Below are 21,973 nucleotides of genomic sequence, written 5' to 3' on the forward strand. Positions count from 1 at the left end.
TCACGCTCTCCCTAAAGATAGGTCAGAACGTGTCAACTATATTCAGGACGGGACACAGACAAGAAAAAGGGGCAGCCAATGGCTGCCCCTTTTTCTTGTCTGTCCATGCTGCTTTCATCTGCCTTGGCAATGACACCAGCGCAAGCCAGTCATCCAGCGAATGTTACTGGGCAACATCCTGCAGGCTGATCCACTCGCTGCGCTCCGGCACCGGGCCACGCGAGGAATGCTGGCTCAGGTAGGCCTCGAGCAGACGCCGCTGGGCGAGATCCGCCGCGGCGACATTGCTGGACGACATGCCGGAATCATAGCTGCCACTCTGCGGCGCCATGAACATCGGGCGTGAGCTTGAGGGCGTCACGCCGACCTGCATCAAGCCGCTGTTGGCGCCGGGCTGTACCCACTGAGACGCCTCGGCGTTCACCGACGGCTGGCTGACCTGACGCACTGTGCCGCCCTGGAGGGCTGAACCGCCCTGGTTGACGGAAGAACCGCTGGCAAGCTCTGCACCGCTGTTCACGCCGCCGGGCACCGCATTGTCACCGCCATTGAAGACCTGCACACCGGTGATCACCATCACCGCGACGCCGGCTGCGATGGCCGCGGAACCGGCAAAGGAGAACAGGCTGCGACGCTCGGCCACGGGCGGTGCACTCGCGGGAGCCTCGCGGGAGATCAGCTCGACCTCGGCGCTGACCGCCGACGCGATATCCAGAGTGAAGGTGCTTTCACGCTCACGATGCATGGCACTGCGCGCCAGGTGATAGCGGCGCCAGGTGTCTGCAGCCTCAGGAGACTCATCGAGCCCCTTGAGGACACGACGCAGATCCAGCTCGTCACCCTCCGCATCCATCAGCGCGGACAGCGACTCCTTCACGGATTCGGTGGTCTTCAGATTCATGCGTAAATACCCTCACACTCGTCAGATTGAACGACGACTTCAATCTGCACTCCTGGCAACAAATGGCGTCATTCACCATGGCGGCTGATGGCCCGAGCGGGCCAACGGCAAACAGCGTTACTGCGCCGTGGAAGAGGGGCTTTCGTGCCCTGCCCCTCACCACTCAACTTTCCAGCGCTCATGCACGCAGTCGCTGAGCTACATGACTACTGAACAGTAAGAACACGCGCCGCACGGATTGTTCCGCCATTCGTTCAGAAAACATTCACTTTAGCTGCAAGATTTCGCCAAGCCACTGAGTTGATTGAATTTAACCAACAAAATTTTTGTGGCTCTTCTCTCACAGGGGCGACGCAGAACAGCGACGTCACTCGACGGCAGACACCGCCGCGGCGGGACTGATCAGTCCCTGGATCGCCTTGTCGACCGCTTCACGTGCGCGGAAGATACGCGAACGCACCGTGCCCACCGGGCACTGCATCACCTCGGCGATATCCTCATAGGACAGGCCATCGAACTCGCGCAGCGTGATGGCGGTGCGCAGATCTTCAGGTAGCTTCTCGATGGCCTCGAAGACGACCTTCTCCAGCTCATCGCGCGCCATGGCGGCTTCCGGCGTCTCGATGTCCGACAGGCGACCGGATTGATCGACCACCTCGGCATCGCCGATATCCATGTCGGTGCCCGGCGGACGACGGCCCCGCGAGACCAGATGATTCTTGGCCGTATTGATGGCGATCCGGTACATCCAGGTATAGAAGGCGCTCTCGGCCCGGAAGTTGGGCAACGCACGATAGGCCTTGATGAAGGCTTCCTGGGCGACATCCTGCACTTCTGAATGATCGTGTACGTAACGGCTGATCAGGCCGAGAATCTTGTGCTGATATTTCCTGACCAGCAGATCGAAGGCGCGGTTATCCCCTTTCTGGGCGCGCTCGACCAACTGCTGGTCCGTTTCATTGACACTCATTCACTCGCTCCCTCCGCGGGAGTGGAGGCACCGCTTGCGGACTCCACATCAGGAATCCCCGGGGCATCAGCACCTGACAGGAATTGCGACTCGCGCATGCGTTATCCGGCCCCTTTGATATTCGTTGTGATGGATGCGATGCCTGGCGCGGGGCGAAAAAGCGCCCGACGGCCCGCTGACGCGACCAAAATCAACGCACAGTGTTCCTGTTTATCATTTGTACGGCAAGACGCCATGCCGTCAAAGCCTCAGGTTTTGCGTGTTCACTCCCGCCATGACAGCGTTTGGCGACGCTGACACGTCAAAGCGTAACGATTTCTTTACGATTTACGCTTATCTTGAGTCACACGAGCCTCAAGTCAGCGCCAGCCAGCTTGACAGTTGATTAAATTTGACCCAAGGGCGCTGACAAGCCGGCATGCAGCAGATACCATGGACATCATTCAGTACGCACAACACGGATGGCGGGCGCGAAGACGCCCGTCTGACTCTGCTAGCAGCCATGCAGACCGCACACCGCTCAGGACACTGTCATGTCAGAACAACACGTCAACAACCTCAACGTCCTGTCACAGGACGTGCTGATCACCCCCGAAGCGCTCAAGCAGGACATCCCGCTGACCGCCAAGGCCGAAGAGACCGTCATCGAAGGCCGTCGCACCATCCAGCGCATTCTGGACGGTGAAGACCCGCGCCTGCTGGTCGTGGTCGGCCCCTGCTCCATCCATGACCTGGACGCCGCCCGCGACTACGCGCGCCGCCTGAAGGTGCTGGCCGAGGAAGTGAAGGACAGCCTCTACATCGTGATGCGCGTCTACTTCGAGAAGCCGCGTACCACCGTCGGCTGGAAAGGCCTGATCAACGACCCGCACCTCAATGACACCTTCGAGATCGAGGAAGGCCTGCACATCGCGCGCGGCCTGCTGGTCGAACTGGCCGAGATGGGCCTGCCGCTGGCCACCGAAGCCCTCGACCCGATCTCCCCGCAGTACCTGCAGGACTGCATCAGCTGGTCCGCCATCGGCGCCCGTACCACCGAATCCCAGACCCACCGCGAGATGGCCTCCGGCCTGTCGTGCCCGGTCGGCTTCAAGAACGGCACCGACGGCTCGCTGGATGTCGCCGTCAACGCCCTGCAATCCGTGTCCCACGGCCACAACTTCCTGGGCATCAACCAGGCCGGTCAGGTCGCGATCATCCGCACGCGTGGCAACGCCTACGGCCATGTCGTGCTGCGCGGCGGCAACGGCAAGCCGAACTATGACAGCGTCAGCGTCGCGCTGGCCGAGCAGGAGCTGGCCAAGGCCGGCGTCACCGCCAACCTGATGGTCGACTGCTCCCACGCCAACTCCAACAAGGACCCGGGCCTGCAGCCGCTGGTGCTGGAGAACGTCACCCAGCAGATTCTCGAGGGCAATCGCTCCATCATGGGTCTGATGGTCGAGTCGCACATCAACTGGGGCGCGCAGAAGATCAATGCCGACCGCAGCAAGATGGAATACGGCGTCTCCATCACCGATGCCTGCATCGACTGGGCCACCACCGAAGACACCTTCAAGACCATGGACGCCAAGCTCAAGGACGCGCTGCGCGCCCGCCTCGAGCAGCCTGCCGAAGCCTGAGCCAGAAGCCTGAGCCAGAAGCCTTAGGCCACTGATTTCAGACCGACAGCATTGGATGAATGAAAAAGCCCCGCCGATTGGCGGGGCTTTTTTGTGGCCGCTGGGTCGACAGCTGACGGGCCAGCTTTGACCGATCAGCCCTGACCGATCAGCCCTGGACCATCAGTTCTGACCCATCACGTCTGACCCATCAGTTCTGGCGCACGCCATCGATCTCGCGCACGAAGGGCGGCAAGGCCTCGATCAACTGCTGACCGTAACGCTTGGTCAGGATGCGTCGATCCAGAATCGTGATACGCCCTTCATCGGCTTCCTTGCGAATCAGGCGCCCACAGGCCTGCACCAGCTTGATCGAGACATCCGGCACCGCGATGCGCATGAACGGGTTGCCGCCCCGCGACTCGATCCACTCCGCCAGCGTCGCACCGACCGGATCATCCGGCACCGCGAACGGCAGCCGCGTGATCACCACGTGGGTCAGATACTTGCCGGGCAAATCGATGCCCTCGGCGAAGCTCGCCAGCCCGAAGATGATGCTGCCGCGCCCGCCATCCACCGCCTTGCGATGCTGACTGAGCAGCTCATGCTTGGGCAGACGACTCTGCGCCAGCACCCGCTTGCGGGTCTCGCTGTCCAGCGCCTTGTTGACCGCCGCCAGCTGCTTACGCGAGCTGAACAGCACCAGCACCGCCTCGCGCACATCCAGCGCATTGACGAAGTCGACGATCGCCTGCTCATGCGGGCCGGGCGGCGACGGCTCCACCGCCTCGCGCGGGATGGCCAGCACCGCCTTGCCATAATCGAACGGGCTGGGCAGACGCTGATAGCGATAGCGATTGGCCAGGCCTGCGCGCTCCTGCAGGCGCTCGAAGCGATTGAGCGCGGTCAGGGTCGCCGACGTCAGCACCGCACCGAAACAGGCGCCCCACAGATGGCGTGCCAGCGTTTCTGCAGCGGACACCGGGCTTGCCGAAACGGTCATCTCCGGCTCGCCATTGAAGCGCTCGAAGGTCAGCCAGCGTGCATGCGGCGGCCCATCGGCAGGGTCGCTCAGGCCGATGGCCTCCCACAACGCATGGGCTTCCAGCGCACGCCCGTGCAGCAGGGCCACCAGCGGCAGCCAGTCCTCGGCATTCTCCTTGGGCAGGCCGGTGGCCTTCTCCGGGTCCAGGCTCTCACGCAGGATGTCGGCGATCTGCTCCAGCGCCCGCGACAGCTCCGCGAAGCCCTTGAGCAGGTTGTGGCCCAGCTCCTTGAGCGCCTCCGGTGCCTGACCGCGCTCGAAGCGATGATTGGTGACGTCCTCGCCGGCCCCATTGGGCAGATCCGCCAGCTGATGCCCCAGCCCGAACACCTCGCCCAGACGCGGCTCGATATCCGCCAGCAACTCGGGCATGCGCGCCAGCAGACGCCCGATGGTCGGCTGACTGCCCAGCGCCGCATTCAGCTCGGTGAGCGACTTCTTGAGATTGCCCAGCCAGCGCAGCGTCTGATTGATCGGCGTGCGGTGGTGGAAGTGATCCAGCGCCTTGTCGGGCAGATGGTGCGCCTCGTCGAAGACGTAGATGCAGTCACTGGGCGATGGCAGCACCAGTCCGCCGCCCAGCGAGAGGTCTGCCAGCACCAGGTCATGGTTGGCGACGATGATATCGGCCTGCTCCAGCTGACGACGGGCACGGAAGAAGGCACACGCCGAGAAGTGGCTGCAGCGGCGATTGGTGCACTGACGGTGATCCGTGGTCAGACGCGCCCAGTCGCGGTCCTCGACCTGCAGCGGCCAGCTGTCGCGGTCCCCTGCCCACTCGCCGCTGGCATAGTCCTCGGCCATCTTGCCGGCCAGTTCCACGAAGCTGCCGCCGTCGCTGGCGATCATGTCGCGCTCGAACAGCGCCATGGTCGGATTGTCCTCGACACCTTCCAGCGCCTGATCCAGCTTCTGCACGCACAGGTAACGGCGACGGCCCTTGGCCAGGGCGTAGTCGAAGGTCAGCCCCGAATGCTTCTTGAGCGCCGGCAGGTCCTGATGCATGACCTGCTCCTGCAGCGCGATGGTCGCGGTCGAGACCACCAGCCGCTTGCCGCGCGCCTTGGCCACCGGCAGTGCGGAGAGCAGATAGGCCAGCGTCTTGCCGGTACCGGTACCGGCCTCCAGCACGCAGACATGCTCGTTGCCGAGGCGATAGCCTTCCGGATTCTGCTCGATGTTGCCCAGGGTGCGCGCGATCTCGGCGATCATCAGCCGCTGCCCGTAGCGCGGCGTCAGCTCAAGACCCTCGAGCAACTTGCGATAGGCGCCCTGAATCTCGCCCTTGAGGCTATCTTCCAGCATTGCGTGTCTCTCTCCTCAACTGGCCATCCACCCCTGACCCACGACATCCGGTCGACAACAACTGGCGACTGGCTGCTTGTCGTCAAACCTGCGAGTCATGGAGCGCAAGACGGCGAACAGCCTGAGCTGTCCGCCGTCTTTGCGTGCTACTGCCATCTACCTCGACTGCCCTGCGCGGCCGGCCACCTTTTTGTGGCCGGTCGGAGGCAAGCAGACGTTACAGCAGGCCCTGGGGCGGCTGCTGACGCGGCAGCGTTTCCTGCAGGTAGTCTTCGATTTCCGGCAGTGAGAAGACATCTTCCTCACCGACGAAGCTGATCAAGGTCACATCGCTGAAGCTTGCACGGTGGACGTAGTCTTCCGGCACTTCCGGCAGCGTGAAGTTGATCGCATGGGTCGCGTCTTCGAGTGCGAAGCCACGCCCGGCGACATCGCTGACCACCAGCACCTTGAGCTTGCCGTTGCGGAAGGCCTCATGGGCTTCCAGGCGCTCGGTCTGGGTCTCGGCGCCGGACATCACCGCCGACTCGATACCGGCTTCCTTGAGCGCGGCGTTGATCTTGCGCACCAGCCCACGGCTGTTGCCGAAGACCACGGAGCGCTCCATCTCGCCCTGCTTCACCAGATTGATCAACAGACGCAGCTTGTCATCATCGCTCACGGTGTAGGTCTGCACGGCGTCGTTGTCCGCCGCGATGGCAGCCGTCGCTTCGTGCTCGACCGCGACCTGAGTCGCCTCATGCGTCCACTGCTCGGCCAGCCCCAGCACGTCGGAAGACAGCTCGGCGGAGAACAGCAGCGTCTGGCGCTCTTCGGGACGCGGCGTGGCGCGGATGATGCGCTTGACGTCGGGGATGAAGCCCATCGACAGCATGCGGTCCGCTTCGTCGACCACCAGCACCTCGGTCTCGGAGAGATCGACATCGCGCTTGGTGTGGAAATCAAGCAGACGGCCTGGCGTGGCGACCAGCAGATCGACCTTGCGCTCGAGGCGTTCACGCTGCTTCTGGTAGTCCATGCCACCCACCACGCAGGCCACCGAGATGCGCGCGAATTCGGAGAACGCCTTGGCGTCCTTCTCGATCTGCAGCGCAAGCTCACGGGTCGGCGCGATGATGACGGCACGCGGCGCGCCCGGCTTCTGGCCTTCCGGCGCCTTCTCTTCCAGGAAGTAGGCCAGGGTGGCGATCAGGAAGGCGGCGGTCTTGCCGCTGCCGGTCTGGGCACGACCGACCACGTCACCACCCAGCAGCGCCTTCTCGAAGGCCTGGGCCTGGATCGGGGTGCAGTATTCGAAGCCGGCCTTCTGGATGGCACGCATCAGCGGCAGCGGCAGATCGAAATCATGGAAGCGCCACTGACCGGCGACCGGCGCGACCGGGAACTGATCGAGGTTCCACTTGGACTGGGAGCGACGCGGCTTGCGACGACGACGCTTGGGCTTTCTCGGCTTCTGGTTCGGGTCCTGCGGCTCTTGCTGAGTCTGCTCAGCGGCTGGCTGGGTCTGATCCGTCTCGCTCATGTAATCCGTTCTTTTCAAGGGTTCATATGCGACAGGCGCGGGTCGTTCTCGGAATCTCGCCGTGACAGGCCACACCCGGTTGGTTCGTCATGCCCAGTCGTCTCACCTGGTTCGCCTGACTCGCGCCTGATGCGCGGTAGTCTCGGGCTGCATGCGCCTTTACCGGATTGGGAGCCATTCCCTGCCCTTCTGCGGCAACACCCCCTGGGTGTGCGTCTCCGGGGCCACGCAGGCCTCGGGTGCAGAAGGGCACGAATGCTCTCACCTGTTCTTGACGGATTCACGCATCCAGCGCTCCCCTGCCCGAATGTTCGGCAAGGGACTGGAGCGGACGTCTGCCATGAGGGTCTGCTCACGTGGCACCGGTCATGTCATCGCCGGGCTCACGCAACGGACAGGCTCATGGGTCGCCACAAGGACGGCCGATACTGCGTGTCGGTCGAAAGGGCTTCTTCATCGAGCGGGCATCAGGCTGCCGGGCAACCTTGGCCACGCCACGGGACAGTTCGCCGCCGCCCGTCTGTCTATCTGTCTGGGCCGGGGCGGCGTACCTGCCAGGGTCATTCAGGTAACACTCATACATTGCATATTGCATGTCGCTGGCACGGGCAATGGCAGCAAGACTGGCGCGTCCGGCAAGCCGTTGTCTCTGACATGCGTGAGGGGAAGCGCGCCCCGAGGGGCAGGCGACCCGCCATCGTGCATGAGACACAAGGCGCCGATTCAAGCGGCCAGTCACGCACCTCACCTGCGGGCAGCGACGATAACGCCGACATATTGTACCAGCCCGCCGGCGTCTTCGCGCCCCTGCATCATGACGCACTCGGCGCGAGACATTCTCGCGTACACGACACGCGATGCTTCTCACCACGACGCCCCTCATGGCACCCGCCCCATGCAGGCTGGTAGAATGCCCGACAACTGATGCGGTTGCCCGCGTGCCGCGGCCTTGCCGTGCGACTCAAGGCTGGCGACTGCCGACACCGAACAGGAAAGCCCGAAGATGACACGTAGAAAGAAGAGCCGCTCCATCGCCGACAAGGTGCAGATTCGTACCGGCCGCCGCAAGGACTTCAAGAAGTGGCGCGCCGAGAACCCGGACCAGGTGCATTCCGGCCCGCGTTACGTGGCCAAGAAGAAGGACCAGCGCAAGTCCCAGGCTGCCGCCAAGCTGGAGCGCATGAACGCCGCGCCGCTGTTGCCGCTGCACCCTGAAGCGCCGGCAAAGGAAGACAGCTCCTCCAAGGATGATGGTGGAGGCGAAGCGTGATGCGCCTGATTTCCTTCAACATCAACGGCATCCGTGCGCGTCCGCATCAGCTGGAAGCGCTGATCGAGACGCATCAGCCGGAAGTCATTGGCCTGCAGGAAACCAAGGTGCAGGACAGTGAATTCCCCCACGCGCATATCGAGGCGCTGGGCTATCACGTGGTGTGGCACGGCCAGAAGGGCCACTACGGCGTCGCGATGCTGACCCGTCAGGTGCCGAAGAAGGTGCACTACGGCATGCCGGATGACGACGAGGATGCCCAGAAGCGCATGATCGGCGTCGAGATCGACGGCCCGAACGGCGAGCCGCTGATCGTCTACAACGGCTACTTCCCCCAGGGCGAGAATATCGAGCACCCGGTGAAGTTCCCCTACAAGACGCGCTTCTATCAGCAGCTGTTCCGCCTGCTGGAAGAAGACCACCAGCCCGAGCAGCATGTGGTGGTGATGGGCGACTACAACATCTCGGCCACCGATCGCGACATCGGCATCGGCGAGCCCAACCGCAAGCGCTGGCTGCGCGAAGGCAAGACCAGCTTCCAGCCCATCGAGCGCGAGTGGATGGAACGCCTCTACGCCTGGGGCCTGACCGACAGCTTCCGCCACGTGCACCCGGAAGTCGATGACACGTTCAGCTGGTTCGACTACCGCTCACGCGGCTTCGAACGTGAGCCCAGGCGCGGCCTGCGCATCGACCTGATCATGACCAGCCCCGGCCTGACTCCGCTGATCAAGGATTCCGGTGTCGACTTCGCACTGCGCGGCATGGAAAAGCCGTCGGATCACGCCCCGGTGTGGACCGATATCGGCTGATACGCTGAGCAGCGCCAGCGCGAACACGATCGCCAGACACGCAAACGCCGCCTTTCCCGTCTCAGGACGATCAGGAAAGGCGGCGTTTTCGTTGCAGTAATGCTCAGACAGCGCTGGATCGTCAGATTCTTACGTCATCAGCGCTGCGCGACGGATTTCAACCAGGCATCGGCCCCTTCGGCGCCACGCGCCTGAGCCTTCTTGAAAGCTTCACGCGCAGGGTCGAACTGCTCCAGCTGACTGGCGACCACGCCGGAGAGCAGCCAATGACGCGCCGAGTCGTCGCCACGCTCACCGGCCGCGGCCAGCGCCTGCTGCGCCGTTTCCCAGCGCCCCCAGTCATAGGCAAGCTCGGCATACTGCCGGGCATCCTCGAGTGACTGGCTCTGCTGCGAGACGACTGCCCACGCCTTGAGCGCACGCTCGACATCGCGCGCCGCCGTCCAGGCCTGCGCCAGCTGGCGACGCAGCGCCGGGGTGTCTTCAAGCAGCGGCTGCCCCTCGGGTGTCGCGGATTTCGAAAGCCCCGCCTCGATCAGCTCCGCCGCCCGCGCCGGCGCACCGGCCGCCAGCTGCAGGTCGACTCGCTGCTGGTAGGCATCACTGCCGCTGACGATCCCCGCCGCCCACGCCGCTTCCCAGGTACTGGCGGCGCGGGTGTTCTGGTTGAGGCGCTGATAGAGCGCCACGGCACGCTGCCAGTCCTGCGGGTCGCGTGACTCGCCCAGCCCCTGCTCGACCAGCGCCACCGCCGCGCCATGGCGGCCGGTCTGCTGATAGACGCTGACGGCCAGCTTCAGGCGATCGCCGCTCGGCGCACTCGCCTTGCTGGCACGCTCCAACCAGTCCTCGGCGCGCGCCCAGTCACCTCGATTGGCTTCCAGACTGACCGCCAGCCACAGGTCATCGGCACTCGCCGAGCCGCCGTGCAGATATTCCGCCAGACGGGCGATACCACTGTCGCGCTCCCCAGCGCGCAGGCGCAGCATCGCTTCACGACGCAGCCACTCGCGAGCCTGGGAGGCATTGACGCCCGGCAGGCGACGCGCCTCGGCATACAGACGTGCCGCCTGGGCCTGATCGCCCTGGCGCGCACGCGCACTGGCCGCCAATGACAGATACAGCGCACGCACCTCGCCGCGCTGGCGCTTGGCCTCACGCTCGGCGCGCTCCCCGACCGCGTCATAATCGCCTTCATCCAGCCGTGACTGCAGCGTGCGCAACTGCCCCGCCACTTCGGCGGAGACGCGCGTCGCCGCATGGGCCGCGCTGATGCCACCGACTTCCATCATCAGCATCAGGCAGGTCGAGACCAGCGTCACGCGGGTGAGTCGGCGCCCGCCGCGTGTCAGCAGCTGGCGCGCCCGCGCCATCAGGCCTCGCGATCGCTCAGTGCTGTCGGCGTCCTGCGGCGGTGTGGATTTCGCTACCATGAGTCTTTCCTCTTGCGTTCATCCGCTGCCATGACCCGGCGCATTGCCGACAAGTCCACGGCATCAGAGATGACGACATATGACACACATCAGACAGCCGATGAAAGCCCGCGCCATGGAGTCACGGGTTGCCTCAACGCAACTGGAACTCGAGCCGCTGGCGCGCCTGGCGCGCATTGCCCGCGGCCGGGAATTCCCAGCGCGCGATCGCCTTCATCGCCGCCCGGTCAAATACGCCCGACGGCTCGGCACGCACCACCCGCAGCGAGCCGCCATCGACATTGCCGTCCGGACGAATCACGAAGGCCACCTCGACGAAGCCCTCGATGCCGCGGCGACGCGCGCGACTCGGATATTCGGGAGCGGTGCGCACGGTGGGCCGCGGTGAACCACCCTGCGCCGCCGGGGCCGCCTTGGGCTTTGACGGCTTCGCCGCGGCCTGTGACGACGCATCAGACGCCGACTGCGCCGATGAAGCGGCCTCGGCCTGCCTGGCGACCGCCTTGGGCTCCGGCTTGGCCTTGGGTGCCGGTTTCGGCGTCGGCTTCGGGGTCGGTTTGGGCGGACGCTCGACTTCCAGCGGCGGCAGGCTGTCATCCATGGTCAGCTCTGGCGTCGGCGGCAATGGTGTCTTGACCTCGGGAATCGCCACCGGGCTTGTCGCCTTGGGTGCCGGCATCGGCGCTGCCTTGGGTGGCGGCGGTGGCTCGGCCGGCGGCGTGGGCAGACTTTCACTCGCCGCCGGCGCGGGCGCCGGTGCCTCTTCAGGCGCCTGAACGGTGGAGACCGACAGCGGCTCCGGTGGCGGCGTGTCGTTCACCGGCGGCGCGACCAGCAAGGCCAGCGCATAGAACAGCACCAGCGCCAGCAAGGCACCACCGACAAGCCCGACGAGTCGATTGGCATACAGGCGTCGCGTCATGTCATTCGCCCTTCGAGGCGGCGACCGCGATGTCCTGCACACCCGCGTTGCGCAGCGCATCCATCGTCTCGACCAGCAGACCGGTCTGTGAGCGGCTGTCGGCCTGGATCACCACCGGCTGACCATCGGCAAGATCGGCCACGGCGTCGCCGACGCGATGGGCATCCACCGGCTTGCCGTCGACCCACACCGCGCCCTCGGCGGTGATGGCGACCATGACCGCCGCGTCAGGGCGCGCCGTGGCGTTGGAGGCTTCCGGACGCTGGATCTCGACCCCGGACTCCTTGACGAAGCTGGTGGTGACGATGAAGAAGATCAGCATGATGAAGACGACATCCAGCATCGGCGTCAGATTGATCTCGCCGCTGTCTTCCGCGGCCTCCATGCGACGTCTACGCATGTGGTGTCTCGCTTGTATCAGAGGAGGAATCAAAGCCGTTCGCAGCGGACATGCCGGAACGTGCATCGTCGACGGCGCGCGCCAGACGGTCGTGCAGGCGCTGGTCTTCACGACGCACCACACGCTCGAAGCGCGTGACGAACATCAGGCCCACCACCGCGACCGCCATGCCGGCCAGCGTCGGCAGCGTGGCGCGTGCCACACCATCGGCCATGGCACGCGCCTGGCCGGTGCCGGCGATCGCCAGCGAATCGAAGACATGGATCATGCCGGTCACGGTGCCCAACAGGCCTGCCAGTGGACAGATCAGCACCAGCAGCTTGAGCCACGGCAGCGGCGCGCGCAGACGTGACAGCAGCTCACGGGTCAGCACTTCGCGATGGGTGAGCGCCGACCAGCTGTGGTGCTCGCTGCGCGCTACCCAGTCGCGAATCAACTGTTGACGCGCCGGACGATGCACGAGCCGCCAGTAGAGGCCGCGTTCCAGCGCCAGCCCGAACAGCACCATGGCGATCAGGCAGATCACCACGATCAGCGGGCCACCGCTTTCCACCAGCCGCATCACTGGCGCGAAGCCACCGCTCAGCAAGGAAGAGGCGGCCAACGAATCAGGCATGCTCGGTATCCCGCTGACGCGCTGCCGCGCTGGCAGCCTTGCTCGGGGCGCGCTTCTCGAGGTGGTCGGCCAGACGTGCACTGGCGCGGCCCTCGAGGCGGCCCATCAGGCCCTTGGACAGGCTGGAAAGCCCGGTCTGGGCGAACAGCAGCGGCACGGCGGTCACCAGACCCAGCACGGTGGTCACCAGCGCCTGGGAGATACCGCCGGCCATCAATTTGGGGTCGCCGGTACCGAAGACGGTGATCGACTGGAAGGTGCCGATCATGCCGGTCACGGTACCCAGCAGACCCAGCAGCGGCGCGATGGCAGCCAGCAGCTTGACCAACGCCTGGCCACGCTCGAGTCTGGGCTGCTCGGCCAGCAACGCCTCGTCGAGACGGGCTTCAAGCGCTTCCGGCTCGTGATCGTGGCGCATGCCTTCAAAGCGATGCAGCACACGACCCAGCGGGTTGTCGTCACTGAGCTGGCTCAGGTCGGCTTCCTGACGCTTGACCGCCCGGCGGGTCAGCGACAGGCGCACCAGCTGGATCAGCGCGATGATCAGTCCCAGCACGCCCAGGCCGACGATGACATAACCGACGGCACCGCCCTGCTTGAGACGCTCACCGAGACGCGGCGCCCGCGCCAGCGCCTGGGTGACATCGCCACCGGTGGGATCGAAGCTCAGACGATCACTGTCGCCGGCATCGAAGGCCGCCAGCTGCTTGCGAATGCGCAGCGGCGTGGTACCCGCAAGGCCGAGGGTGTCCAGCGCCGAGGGGCCATCCACGGCCTTGTCTTCCGACAGCGGCGCCAGCAGGTGGCGACCACTGAAGGCCATCTGCTCGCCGACACGCACGATCTCACGCGGCTTGATGCTGCCATCCGGCCCGGCCAGCGGTGCCTGGAAGCGCAGTGCGCGACCACTTTCGGTGGCGATGCTGCGGATGTCCGCGGTCAGGGCGGCGAGACGCTCGCGGCCCGGCACCTCATCACGCGGCCCCAGGTCCGGCAGACGCGCCTGGCCGCCAACCAGCAGCCAGTTGCCCGCCAGGGCTTCACGCGTCTCGCGGGCATGCTTGCGCGCCACCTCGAACACCTGACCGAGATCGCCCTGCTGGGCCTGACGCTCTTCGTCCAGACCGCTGAGGGTCGCCTGTTGTTCCTTCGCCTCGGCCTCGAGGGTCGCGCGCGTCTCGCGCAGGCTGTCACGCCGCGCCTCGGCCTCGCTGACCGCCGCTTGCAGTGCCTCGCGATCCGACAAGAGGGTGTCGAGACGCGCCTGGTCGCGGCCTTCGGCCTGACTGGCGGCCTGTTCGAACTGCTCGACGCTCAATGACTGCTCGGCACTGCCGGTCGCCGCCAGCACGGCGGGAGATGACAACGTCAGCAGCCCCAGGGTGCCGGCCGTCAGCAACAGGCGTGACAGAGACGCGCATGGCGCTTGTGAATTCGTCGCCATCAGCTGGACTCCTGCGCGGTACGGGTAGTGGTGGTACGTGTGCTGGTGACTGCCGCGGCAGCCTGATCGGCGCTCTCGAGCGCGGACTGCGACAAGCGCCCCTTCGGAGCCAGCTCGACGTCCTCGACCGGCACCGACAGCGGCAGGGTCACCAGTGACGGTGCCTGCTGATCTCGCGCCATGCTGATGCCCTTGCGCAGCGCTTCCAGGCCGCTGTCATCCAGTACCTGCCAGCTGCCATTTCTGGCCTGCCAGGCGCCACCATGCTGACCATCCAGCGTCAGGTAATAGAGGCCGACGCGGCCGACTCGCAGATACTGCACCTCGGTGTCTTCCCCACCGACCAGCCCAGCACGCCAGGTATCGAAGCCCTGACCGTAGCTCAGCTCCTGCTGCCAGGCGTTGAGCAGCTGATCGAGGCGCTCGTCATTGCTCAGGCTGGCATTGGAGAGGTTGTCACGCAGACGCTGGACGCGCGCGAGGCGCTCGTCCTTGAGAAACGGCAGATCCTGCTCGATGAAGTCCGCCAGCTCCTCGACCTGCTGACGCAGCAGGCCCGGCAGCGACTCGCGCGTGGCCTCGAGATTCTCCAGCGCCGTGCGCTGGCGCTCGATACGCGCCGCTCGGTCAGCATTCAGCGGCGTCAGTTCCGCGGTATAGCTTTCCAGACGCGCGGCTTCCTGACGCGCTTCACGCAGGCGCACCAACAACGCACGCGTCTCGTCATCGGCGGCGTCGATGCGCGCCTGCAGCTCACGCTGGGTTTCCTGATGAGTGGCGGCACTGTCACGCAGTGTCTCGGCGTGCGCCGGCAATGCGGTGGCTGTCAGCGGTGCAAGCAGCACCAGCGCCGGGAGCAGGCCGCCAAGGGCTCGCACGCACGGGAAGGGGAAAGAAGTCGAACGCCGCACGGACATCTCCTGAAGAACTAGGCTTGGTTGCATCCTCGGTCGCCTGCCAGGCCGCTAGTGGCTTCCGAGTGGAAATGCAAATCACTGGCATGGACGGTATTACAAACAAGAACAATTATCAATTGATCTTGCCTCGCTCTGCCCCATCAGCAGGCCCTGAAACCTGCAATGCAGCGTTGCACTTTTCTCCTGACGCTCTCTCCCCTGCCCTCGCCCCAACCCTTGCGCGCAGACACAAAAAAACGCGACCCGCCAAAGCGGGTCGCGTTGATTGGCCAGGGCACCTTGCGGTGTCTCGGCCTCAGCCTTGCGGGGCGCTGCTCAGAGCTTGCCTTCCAGCTCCGGCAGCACCTCGAACAGATCCCCGACCAGGCCGTAATCCGCGACCTGGAAGATCGGCGCTTCGTCGTCCTTGTTGATCGCGACGATGACCTTGGAGTCCTTCATGCCCGCCAGGTGCTGGATCGCCCCGGAGATGCCGACGGCGATGTAGAGATCCGGCGCGACGATCTTGCCGGTCTGGCCGACCTGCATGTCGTTGGGCACGAAGCCGGCGTCGACGGCAGCGCGTGAGGCACCGATGGCGGCGCCCAGCTTGTCGGCGATACCGTTGAGCAGCGCGAAGTTCTCACCGTTGCCCATGCCGCGGCCACCGGAGATCACCACCTTGGCGGAGCCAAGCTCAGGGCGCTCGCTTTCGGCCAGGGTTTCCTCGACGAAGCTCGAGACACCGGCATCCTCGACCACATCCACGGCCTCGATGGCCGCCTGTCCGTCGAGCGCGACCGGATCGAAGCCGGTGGCACGCACGGTGATGACCTTGAGCACATCGTCGCTCTTGACGGTGGCGATGGCGTTGCCGGCGTAGATCGGGCGCTGGAAGGTATCGGCGCTCTCGACGGCGATGATCTCGGAGATCTGCGCCACGTCCTTCAGTGCCGCGACACGCGGCATGAAGTTCTTGGCGGTGGTCGAGGCGCTGGACAGCACGTGGCTGTAGTCATCGGCCAACGCCACGACCAGTGCCGACAGGTTCTCGGCCAGCTGATGGGCGTAGACGGCATTGTCGGCGACACGCACACGCGCGATACCGGCAAGCCTGGCGGCCTGCTCGGCGACGGCGCCTACGCCCTCACCGGCGACCAGCACGTCGATATCGCCACCGATGGCGGTTGCGGCTGCCACGACACTCGCGGTGCTGCTGGTCAGCTGGCCATCATGATGATCGGCAATGACGAGAATGCTCATGAGATCACCTTTGCTTCGTTCTTGAGTTTGTCCACCAGCTCATCGACGGAGCCGACCTTGATGCCGCCCTGACGCTCGGCCGGCGGCGTGACCTTGACCAGCGACACCTTGGAGGCCGTGGAGACACCCAGCTCTTCCGGCGTCTTGACGTCCAGCGGCTTCTTCTTGGCCTTCATGATGTCCGGCAGCTTGGCGTAGCGCGGCTCGTTGAGGCGCAGGTCAGTAGTGACCACCGCCGGCAGGTCCAGCTTGACGGTCTGCAGGCCGCCATCGATCTCGCGGGTGACGTTGACGCTCTCGCCATCGACCACCACCTCGGAGGCGAAGGTACCCTGCCCCATGCCGGTGAGTGCCGCCAGCATCTGGCCAGTCTGGTTGTTGTCGGCATCGATGGACTGCTTGCCGAGAATCACCAAACCGGGCTGCTCTTCCTCGACCACCTTGGCCAGCAGCTTGGCCACGGCCAGCGAGTCGACGGCGTCATCGGTCATCACCTGCACGGCGCGATCGGCACCCAGCGCCAGCGCGGTACGCAGCTGTTCCTGGGCGGCCTTCGGGCCGATGGTGACGGCCACGACTTCGGTCGCCACGCCCTTTTCCTTCAGGCGCACCGCTTCTTCCACGGCGATCTCGCAGAAGGGGTTCATGGCCATCTTGACGTTGGTCAGATCGACGTCAGACTGGTCAGCCTTGACGCGAATCTTGACGTTGTAATCGATGACGCGTTTCACCGCGACGAGTACTTTCATGGTGTCCTCGCTGATTTCTCATGGAGTACCAGTGACCGTGAGGCCGCCAGCGCTCGATTCATGCAAGCGTTTGATAGGTGAATATCTTCCACAGATGACCGTGATGACAAGTGTCTCGCCACGATATCCGCTGGCACCCGACGGATGAAGTCAGCCAGACCGGCGTGGTTTTCACTGTCCGGGCGCCGCCATTCTCATGCGGGCATCTTGCGCAGAATTGGTTGCCGGGGTCAAACCTGACAATCACTCTCAACACGCCCGAGCGTGAAACCCATCGGGCGATTTCCTGCAACGCCCCCGGTGGCTATTACGTCAGACCCAAGCATAATAAACAAACGGTCGTTTTAAATGCTACTGTTGCGGCATGCTATGCGGCTGCTTCGCGCCAGCGCCTTGTGTCGAGCGGCCGATCGTCCGTGCAGAACATGGCGTACCAGCGTGAGTCGCACCCCTATTTTCACTCCGACGAGTCGTGCCCTGACGCACGCCACGTCGGAGGTCCACTGCCCAGCGAACGGCCATGGTCGTTCGTGACACGCCCGCCCCGCCGGATCCGCGGGGCCCTGACGGCGCAAAGATTGAGGAGACGGGTCATGGAACGCGAATTCATGGATTTCGACGTGGTCATCGTCGGTGCCGGCCCTTCCGGCCTGGCGGCGGCCTGCCGACTGATGCAGCAGGCCAATGCGGCCGAGAAGGAGCTGACGGTCTGCGTGGTCGAGAAAGGTTCTGAAGTCGGCGCGCACATCCTGTCCGGCGCCGTGCTCGAACCGCGTGCACTGACCGAGCTGTTCCCCGACTGGGCCGAACGCGGCGCACCGCTCAAGACGGCCGTCACCCGTGACGAGGTCGTGCTGCTCAAGGATGACCAGAAAGCGCAGGTCATCCCCAATGCTCTGGTCCCCAGGACCATGCACAACGACGGCAATTACATCATCAGCGCCGGCAACCTGACGCGCTGGCTAGGCGAGCAGGCCGAGGAGCTGGGCGTCGAGATCTTCCCGGGGTTCGCCGCCCAGGAAGTGCTGCATGGTGAAGATGGCACGGTGCGCGGCATCGTGGTCGGTGACATGGGCGTGGCCGCCGATGGCAGCGAAAAGGACGGCCACATGCCGGGCATGGAGCTGCGCGGCAAGTACACCCTGTTCGCCGAGGGCTGCCGTGGCCACCTGGGCAAGCAGTTGATCTCGCGTTTCTCCCTCGACAGCGAAGCGGATGCCCAGCACTACGGCATCGGCTTGAAGGAGCTGTGGGATGTGCCCGCCGAACAGCACCAGCCGGGACTGGTGGTGCATGGCAGCGGCTGGCCGCTCAAGGGCAACGCCGAAGGCGGCTTCTTCCTCTATCACACCGATGACCAGCAGGTGGTGGTGGGCCTGATCGTCGATCTCGCTTACGACAATCCGTACCTGTCGCCCTTCGATGAATTCCAGCGCATGAAGCAGCACCCGACCCTGGCCCGCCATCTCGAGGGCGGCAAGCGGGTCTCCTACGGTGCGCGCGCCATCGCCAAGGGCGGCCTCAACTGCCTGCCCAAGATGAGCTTCCCGGGCGGTCTGCTGATCGGCTGTGATGCCGGCACCCTCAACTTCGCCAAGATCAAGGGTCTGCACACCGCGATGAAGTCCGGCATGCTGGCGGCGGAAAGCGTGTTCGACGCCATCAAGGGCGGCGACGAAGGCGGTGAAGACCTGGTCGACTTCGGCAAGCGCTTCAAGGACAGCTGGGCCTATGAGGAGCTGGACGCCTCGCGCAGCTTCGGCCCGGCCATGCACAAGTACGGCACCTTCCTGGGTGGCGCCTACAACTTCCTCGACCAGCTGACGGGCGGCCGCCTGCCGACCCTGCATGACACCACGCCGGATTACGCGCGCATGCGCCCGGCGGCTGAGTGCACCAAGATCGAGTACCCCAAGCCGGACGGCAAGCTGTCCTTCGACAAGCTGTCCTCGGTGTTCCTCTCCAACACCAATCACGAGGAAGACCAGCCGTGTCACCTGCGCCTGTCCGACCCGGAGCTGCCGGTGCGTGACAACCTGCCGCGCTACGCCGAGCCCGCCCAGCGCTACTGCCCGGCCGGTGTCTACGAGATCGTCGAGGAGGCCGGTGAGCCGCAGTTCCAGATCAACTTCCAGAACTGCGTGCACTGCAAGACCTGTGACATCAAGGACCCGGCACAGAACATCACCTGGGTCGCGCCGGAAGGCGGCGGTGGCCCCAACTACCCCAACATGTAAGCCCCTGCTGCCCGCCAGCTGACAACGCCGCCGCGGCTCTGCCGTGGCGGCGTTGTCGTGTCTGCCCCTCCTCATTCCTCAGCGCCGCAGGCGCGGAAGCCTTGCGCCCCGTAAGTGCTTCTTGTGTTATTCCAAAACAATCTCAAAGCGATTGTTGATATAACAGCTTCTCGGTAGCACATTAGCCTCCCTCGAATTCAGACTCACGCCATCGCTTCGGAGCCACCATGTCCGTCACACGCCAGATACTGCTCGCCCTGGGGCTGGGCATTCTCAGCGGCCTTGCCCTGAACGCCGGGGCAGGCGCTCTGCCCGAGGGCAGCGTCGCCTGGCTCGACAGCCACCTGCTGACGCCGGTGGGCCAGATCTTCCTGCGCCTGCTGCAATTCGTGGTGGTGCCGATGGTGTTCGGCGCCCTGATCATGAGCCTGACCAACCGCGAAGGCGGCGCCGACGTCGGTCGCCATGCCGGGCGCCTGCTGGGCAGTTACGTGGTCACCAGCGCCGTGGCACTGACGCTGGGCATGCTGGTCGCGCATTGGCTGACGCCGGGCAGCGGCGCCGAGAGCCTGGTGGATTCAGCACCTGAAGGTCGCAACGCCGACAGCATTGCCCAGTGGCTGGTGGGTCTGGTGCCCAACAACCCCTTCACCGCGCTGGGTGGCGGCGGCCTGCTGCAGGTCATCTTCGCGGCCGCCCTGATCGGGCTGGCGATGCGCGCTCTGCCGGAAGAAAGCGCGCCGCTGCATCGGGTGATCGAGAGCGGTTACACCGTCAGCCTCAAGGTGCTGTCCTTCGTGCTCAAGCTGGCGCCGGTGGGGGTCTTCGCGCTGATCACCTCGGTGATCGCCACCCAGGGGCTGGACCTGCTGATGCGCCTGGGCATGTACGTGATCGGCCTGATCATCGCGCTGGCGCTGATGGCACTGCTTTATCTGGTGTTGCTGGCCGTCACCGGCGCCCGCCCGCTGGCCTTCGTGCGCCACTTCGGCCAGAGCCTGGGCTTCGCCTTCGGTACCGCAAGTTCCGGCGCGACCCTGCCGCTGGCGCTGGGCAATGCCCGCGACTACGGCATGAATGAATCCCTGGCCAGCTTCGCGCTGCCCTTCGGCACGGCCCTCAAGCGTGACGGCGCCGCCGTGCTGCAGGGCTTCAATGCGCTGTTCGTGGCGCAGCTGTTCGGCATCGATGTCACCACCTCGCTGGTGATCACCGTGTTCACCACCGGCCTGCTGGTCAGCTTCTCGACGGCTGGCGTGCCGGGAGCGGGGCTGGTCGCGATGACCACCGTGCTGGGCGCGGCAGGTCTGCCGCTGGAAGGTGTGGCCGTGGTCGCCGGGGTGGACCGCTTCACCGATGGCCTGCGCACCGCCCTCAACGTGATGGGCAACTGCGCCAACGCCGCCCTGCTGGAACGCTTCGATTCGCGCAAGCCCGCCGTGGAGCCCAAGACACAAGCGTAAGTACGCACGCACGCACGCACGCACGCACGCAAAGAGTCAGGCAAAGCGCCCCACAGACGACAACGCCCGCCAGAGGTTTCTCTGGCGGGCGTTGTCATTTGTGGAGCCGTCATCGCACTGGCGCGTGCGGCTACTTCTCGCTGGCCTCTCCGGTGGCGACCGGGCGCTCGGGATCACTGATCCAGTCGCTCCAGGAGCCGGCATACAGGCGCGGCAGCGGCAGCCCCGCGATCGCGAAGGCCAGGATGTTCTGGCAGGCACTGATACCGGAACCGCAATAGGCGATCACCTCACCCTGCGCCGGCAACAGGCTGCGCAGCTCACGCATCAGGCTCATGCGGTCCTTGAAGCGGCCATTGGCTTCCAGATTGCTGGGGGTCGGCCGGCAGAATGCGCCGGGGATATGGCCTGCCACCGGATCGACCGGCTCCTGCTCACCGCGAAAACGCGCCTCGCCGCGGGCATCCAGCAAGCTGTCATCCGTGGCGGCCACCTCCTGGGCGCTGACCAGCAGGCTGTCATCAAAGCTCGGCTGCCAGTCGCTGGGTGTAGGACTCACCGGTTGGGCAGGCGCACGCTTGAGCTCGCCCATGGCCTGATTCCAGGCCTGGATGCCGCCATCCAGTAAGCGCACATCCGGGTGCCCGGCCCAGGTCAGCATCCACCACAGCCGCGCCGCCGCCATCTGTCCGCCCATGTCGTCATAGACCACCACCTGCTGCTCGGGCGTGATGCCGAGGCGGCGGAACAGCTCGGCCGTCGCCTGATGTGACGGCAGTGGATGCCGCCCGCCCACGCCGTCCTCGCGCACGGCGGCCGACAGATCGCGGTCCATATCGACATGGATGGCCCCCGGCAGATGGCCTTCACGCCACAGGCGCTCGCCGGCTTCCCCATCGTCGAGACGTGCACGGCAATCCAGCACCACGGGCGACTTGAGACCCGCCATCGCCAGCTGGGTCACCAGCTGACTGGCATCGATCAGGGGCGCCTGGCGCTGGTCCGGCACCAACAGCGATGAGGCGGAGACGGAGGCTGCCGCCAATGCGGCAGGATCAGGATACTGAGCCATGGGAACTCCTTTTCGGGCAGACGAAGATGCACTGGAGGCATGATGGTGCTCG

General features: G+C 65.1%; 18 protein-coding genes. 5 read left to right on the forward strand and 13 right to left on the reverse strand.

Annotated features, from left to right (window positions below; translation table 11 throughout):
- Positions 1-163: 163 nt before the first annotated feature.
- A complete protein-coding gene (locus QD208_RS07050; protein ID WP_279836343.1) occupies positions 164-901 on the reverse strand; it encodes a sigma-E factor negative regulatory protein in 738 nt (245 codons plus the stop codon).
- 367 nt (positions 902-1,268) lie between these two features.
- A complete protein-coding gene (gene rpoE / locus QD208_RS07055) occupies positions 1,269-1,871 on the reverse strand; it encodes an RNA polymerase sigma factor RpoE (protein WP_279836345.1) in 603 nt (200 codons plus the stop codon).
- Positions 1,872-2,404: 533 nt separating this feature from the next.
- On the opposite strand from rpoE, the gene QD208_RS07060 reads away from it, so the two are divergent.
- Positions 2,405-3,493 carry a 3-deoxy-7-phosphoheptulonate synthase gene (locus QD208_RS07060; RefSeq protein WP_043331875.1) on the forward strand — a complete coding sequence of 363 codons (1,089 nt, stop codon included), beginning with the start codon at positions 2,405-2,407 and terminating at the stop codon, positions 3,491-3,493.
- 190 nt (positions 3,494-3,683) lie between these two features.
- On the opposite strand, the gene dinG is transcribed toward QD208_RS07060, so the two are convergent.
- Positions 3,684-5,822 (reverse strand): ATP-dependent DNA helicase DinG, encoded by a 2,139-nt coding sequence (gene dinG / locus QD208_RS07065; RefSeq protein ID WP_131431460.1) that lies wholly within the window; start codon positions 5,820-5,822, stop codon positions 3,684-3,686.
- A 217-nt stretch (positions 5,823-6,039) separates the two neighbouring features.
- On the reverse strand, positions 6,040-7,344 hold the full coding sequence (locus QD208_RS07070) for a DEAD/DEAH box helicase (protein WP_279836346.1): 1,305 nt from the start codon (positions 7,342-7,344) through the stop codon (positions 6,040-6,042).
- 1,003 nt (positions 7,345-8,347) lie between these two features.
- Here QD208_RS07070 and QD208_RS07075 point away from each other — a divergent pair.
- The gene (locus QD208_RS07075; protein ID WP_279836347.1) at positions 8,348-8,614 is read left to right on the forward strand and encodes a hypothetical protein; all 267 of its coding nucleotides are present in this window, start codon (positions 8,348-8,350) and stop codon (positions 8,612-8,614) included.
- Positions 8,614-9,426, forward strand: a complete 813-nt coding sequence (gene xthA, locus QD208_RS07080) for an exodeoxyribonuclease III (protein ID WP_279836348.1) — start codon at positions 8,614-8,616, stop codon at positions 9,424-9,426. The genes QD208_RS07075 and xthA overlap by 1 nt, the downstream gene beginning before the upstream one ends.
- Before the next feature lie 137 nt (positions 9,427-9,563).
- Here xthA and QD208_RS07085 read toward each other — a convergent pair whose 3' ends face one another.
- The 8 genes from QD208_RS07085 to QD208_RS07120 all read right to left on the reverse strand — a co-directional run bounded on the left by QD208_RS07085 (position 9,564) and on the right by QD208_RS07120 (position 17,149).
- Positions 9,564-10,859, reverse strand: coding sequence for a hypothetical protein (locus tag QD208_RS07085; protein ID WP_279836349.1), 1,296 nt, complete (start codon positions 10,857-10,859; stop codon positions 9,564-9,566).
- A gap of 133 nt (positions 10,860-10,992) precedes the next feature.
- Positions 10,993-11,781 carry an energy transducer TonB gene (locus QD208_RS07090; RefSeq protein ID WP_279836350.1) on the reverse strand — a complete coding sequence of 263 codons (789 nt, stop codon included), beginning with the start codon at positions 11,779-11,781 and terminating at the stop codon, positions 10,993-10,995.
- Between the two features lies 1 nt (position 11,782).
- Positions 11,783-12,181: a biopolymer transporter ExbD gene (locus QD208_RS07095; RefSeq protein ID WP_043331884.1), complete on the reverse strand. Its 399-nt coding sequence runs from the start codon at positions 12,179-12,181 to the stop codon at positions 11,783-11,785.
- Positions 12,174-12,797: a MotA/TolQ/ExbB proton channel family protein gene (locus QD208_RS07100; protein ID WP_084589252.1), complete on the reverse strand. Its 624-nt coding sequence runs from the start codon at positions 12,795-12,797 to the stop codon at positions 12,174-12,176. The genes QD208_RS07095 and QD208_RS07100 overlap by 8 nt, the downstream gene beginning before the upstream one ends.
- Positions 12,790-14,241 (reverse strand): MotA/TolQ/ExbB proton channel family protein, encoded by a 1,452-nt coding sequence (locus QD208_RS07105; RefSeq protein WP_279836352.1) that lies wholly within the window; start codon positions 14,239-14,241, stop codon positions 12,790-12,792. The genes QD208_RS07100 and QD208_RS07105 overlap by 8 nt, the downstream gene beginning before the upstream one ends.
- Entirely contained in the window at positions 14,241-15,152 is a 912-nt protein-coding gene (locus tag QD208_RS07110; RefSeq protein WP_235506905.1) for a DUF3450 domain-containing protein, read from the reverse strand. The genes QD208_RS07105 and QD208_RS07110 overlap by 1 nt, the downstream gene beginning before the upstream one ends.
- A 321-nt stretch (positions 15,153-15,473) precedes the next feature.
- Positions 15,474-16,400, reverse strand: a complete 927-nt coding sequence (locus QD208_RS07115; RefSeq protein WP_043331885.1) for an FAD-binding protein — start codon at positions 16,398-16,400, stop codon at positions 15,474-15,476.
- On the reverse strand, positions 16,397-17,149 hold the full coding sequence (locus tag QD208_RS07120) for an electron transfer flavoprotein subunit beta/FixA family protein (protein WP_279836353.1): 753 nt from the start codon (positions 17,147-17,149) through the stop codon (positions 16,397-16,399). Before QD208_RS07120 ends, QD208_RS07115 begins: the two co-directional genes overlap by 4 nt.
- Before the next feature lie 593 nt (positions 17,150-17,742).
- On the opposite strand from QD208_RS07120, the gene QD208_RS07125 reads away from it, so the two are divergent.
- Positions 17,743-19,386, forward strand: coding sequence for an electron transfer flavoprotein-ubiquinone oxidoreductase (locus QD208_RS07125; protein WP_153635265.1), 1,644 nt, complete (start codon positions 17,743-17,745; stop codon positions 19,384-19,386).
- 227 nt (positions 19,387-19,613) lie between these two features.
- Complete coding sequence (locus QD208_RS07130) at positions 19,614-20,849, forward strand: dicarboxylate/amino acid:cation symporter (protein WP_279836356.1); 1,236 nt, start codon at positions 19,614-19,616, stop codon at positions 20,847-20,849.
- A gap of 130 nt (positions 20,850-20,979) precedes the next feature.
- Here the strand turns inward: QD208_RS07130 and QD208_RS07135 are convergent, their stop codons facing one another.
- Positions 20,980-21,921, reverse strand: coding sequence for a sulfurtransferase (locus QD208_RS07135; RefSeq protein ID WP_279836358.1), 942 nt, complete (start codon positions 21,919-21,921; stop codon positions 20,980-20,982).
- Positions 21,922-21,973 lie beyond the last annotated feature (52 nt).

Origin of the sequence: Cobetia sp. 29-18-1 (genome assembly GCF_029846405.1) — a bacterium.
Lineage (GTDB): Bacteria > Pseudomonadota > Gammaproteobacteria > Pseudomonadales > Halomonadaceae > Cobetia > Cobetia amphilecti.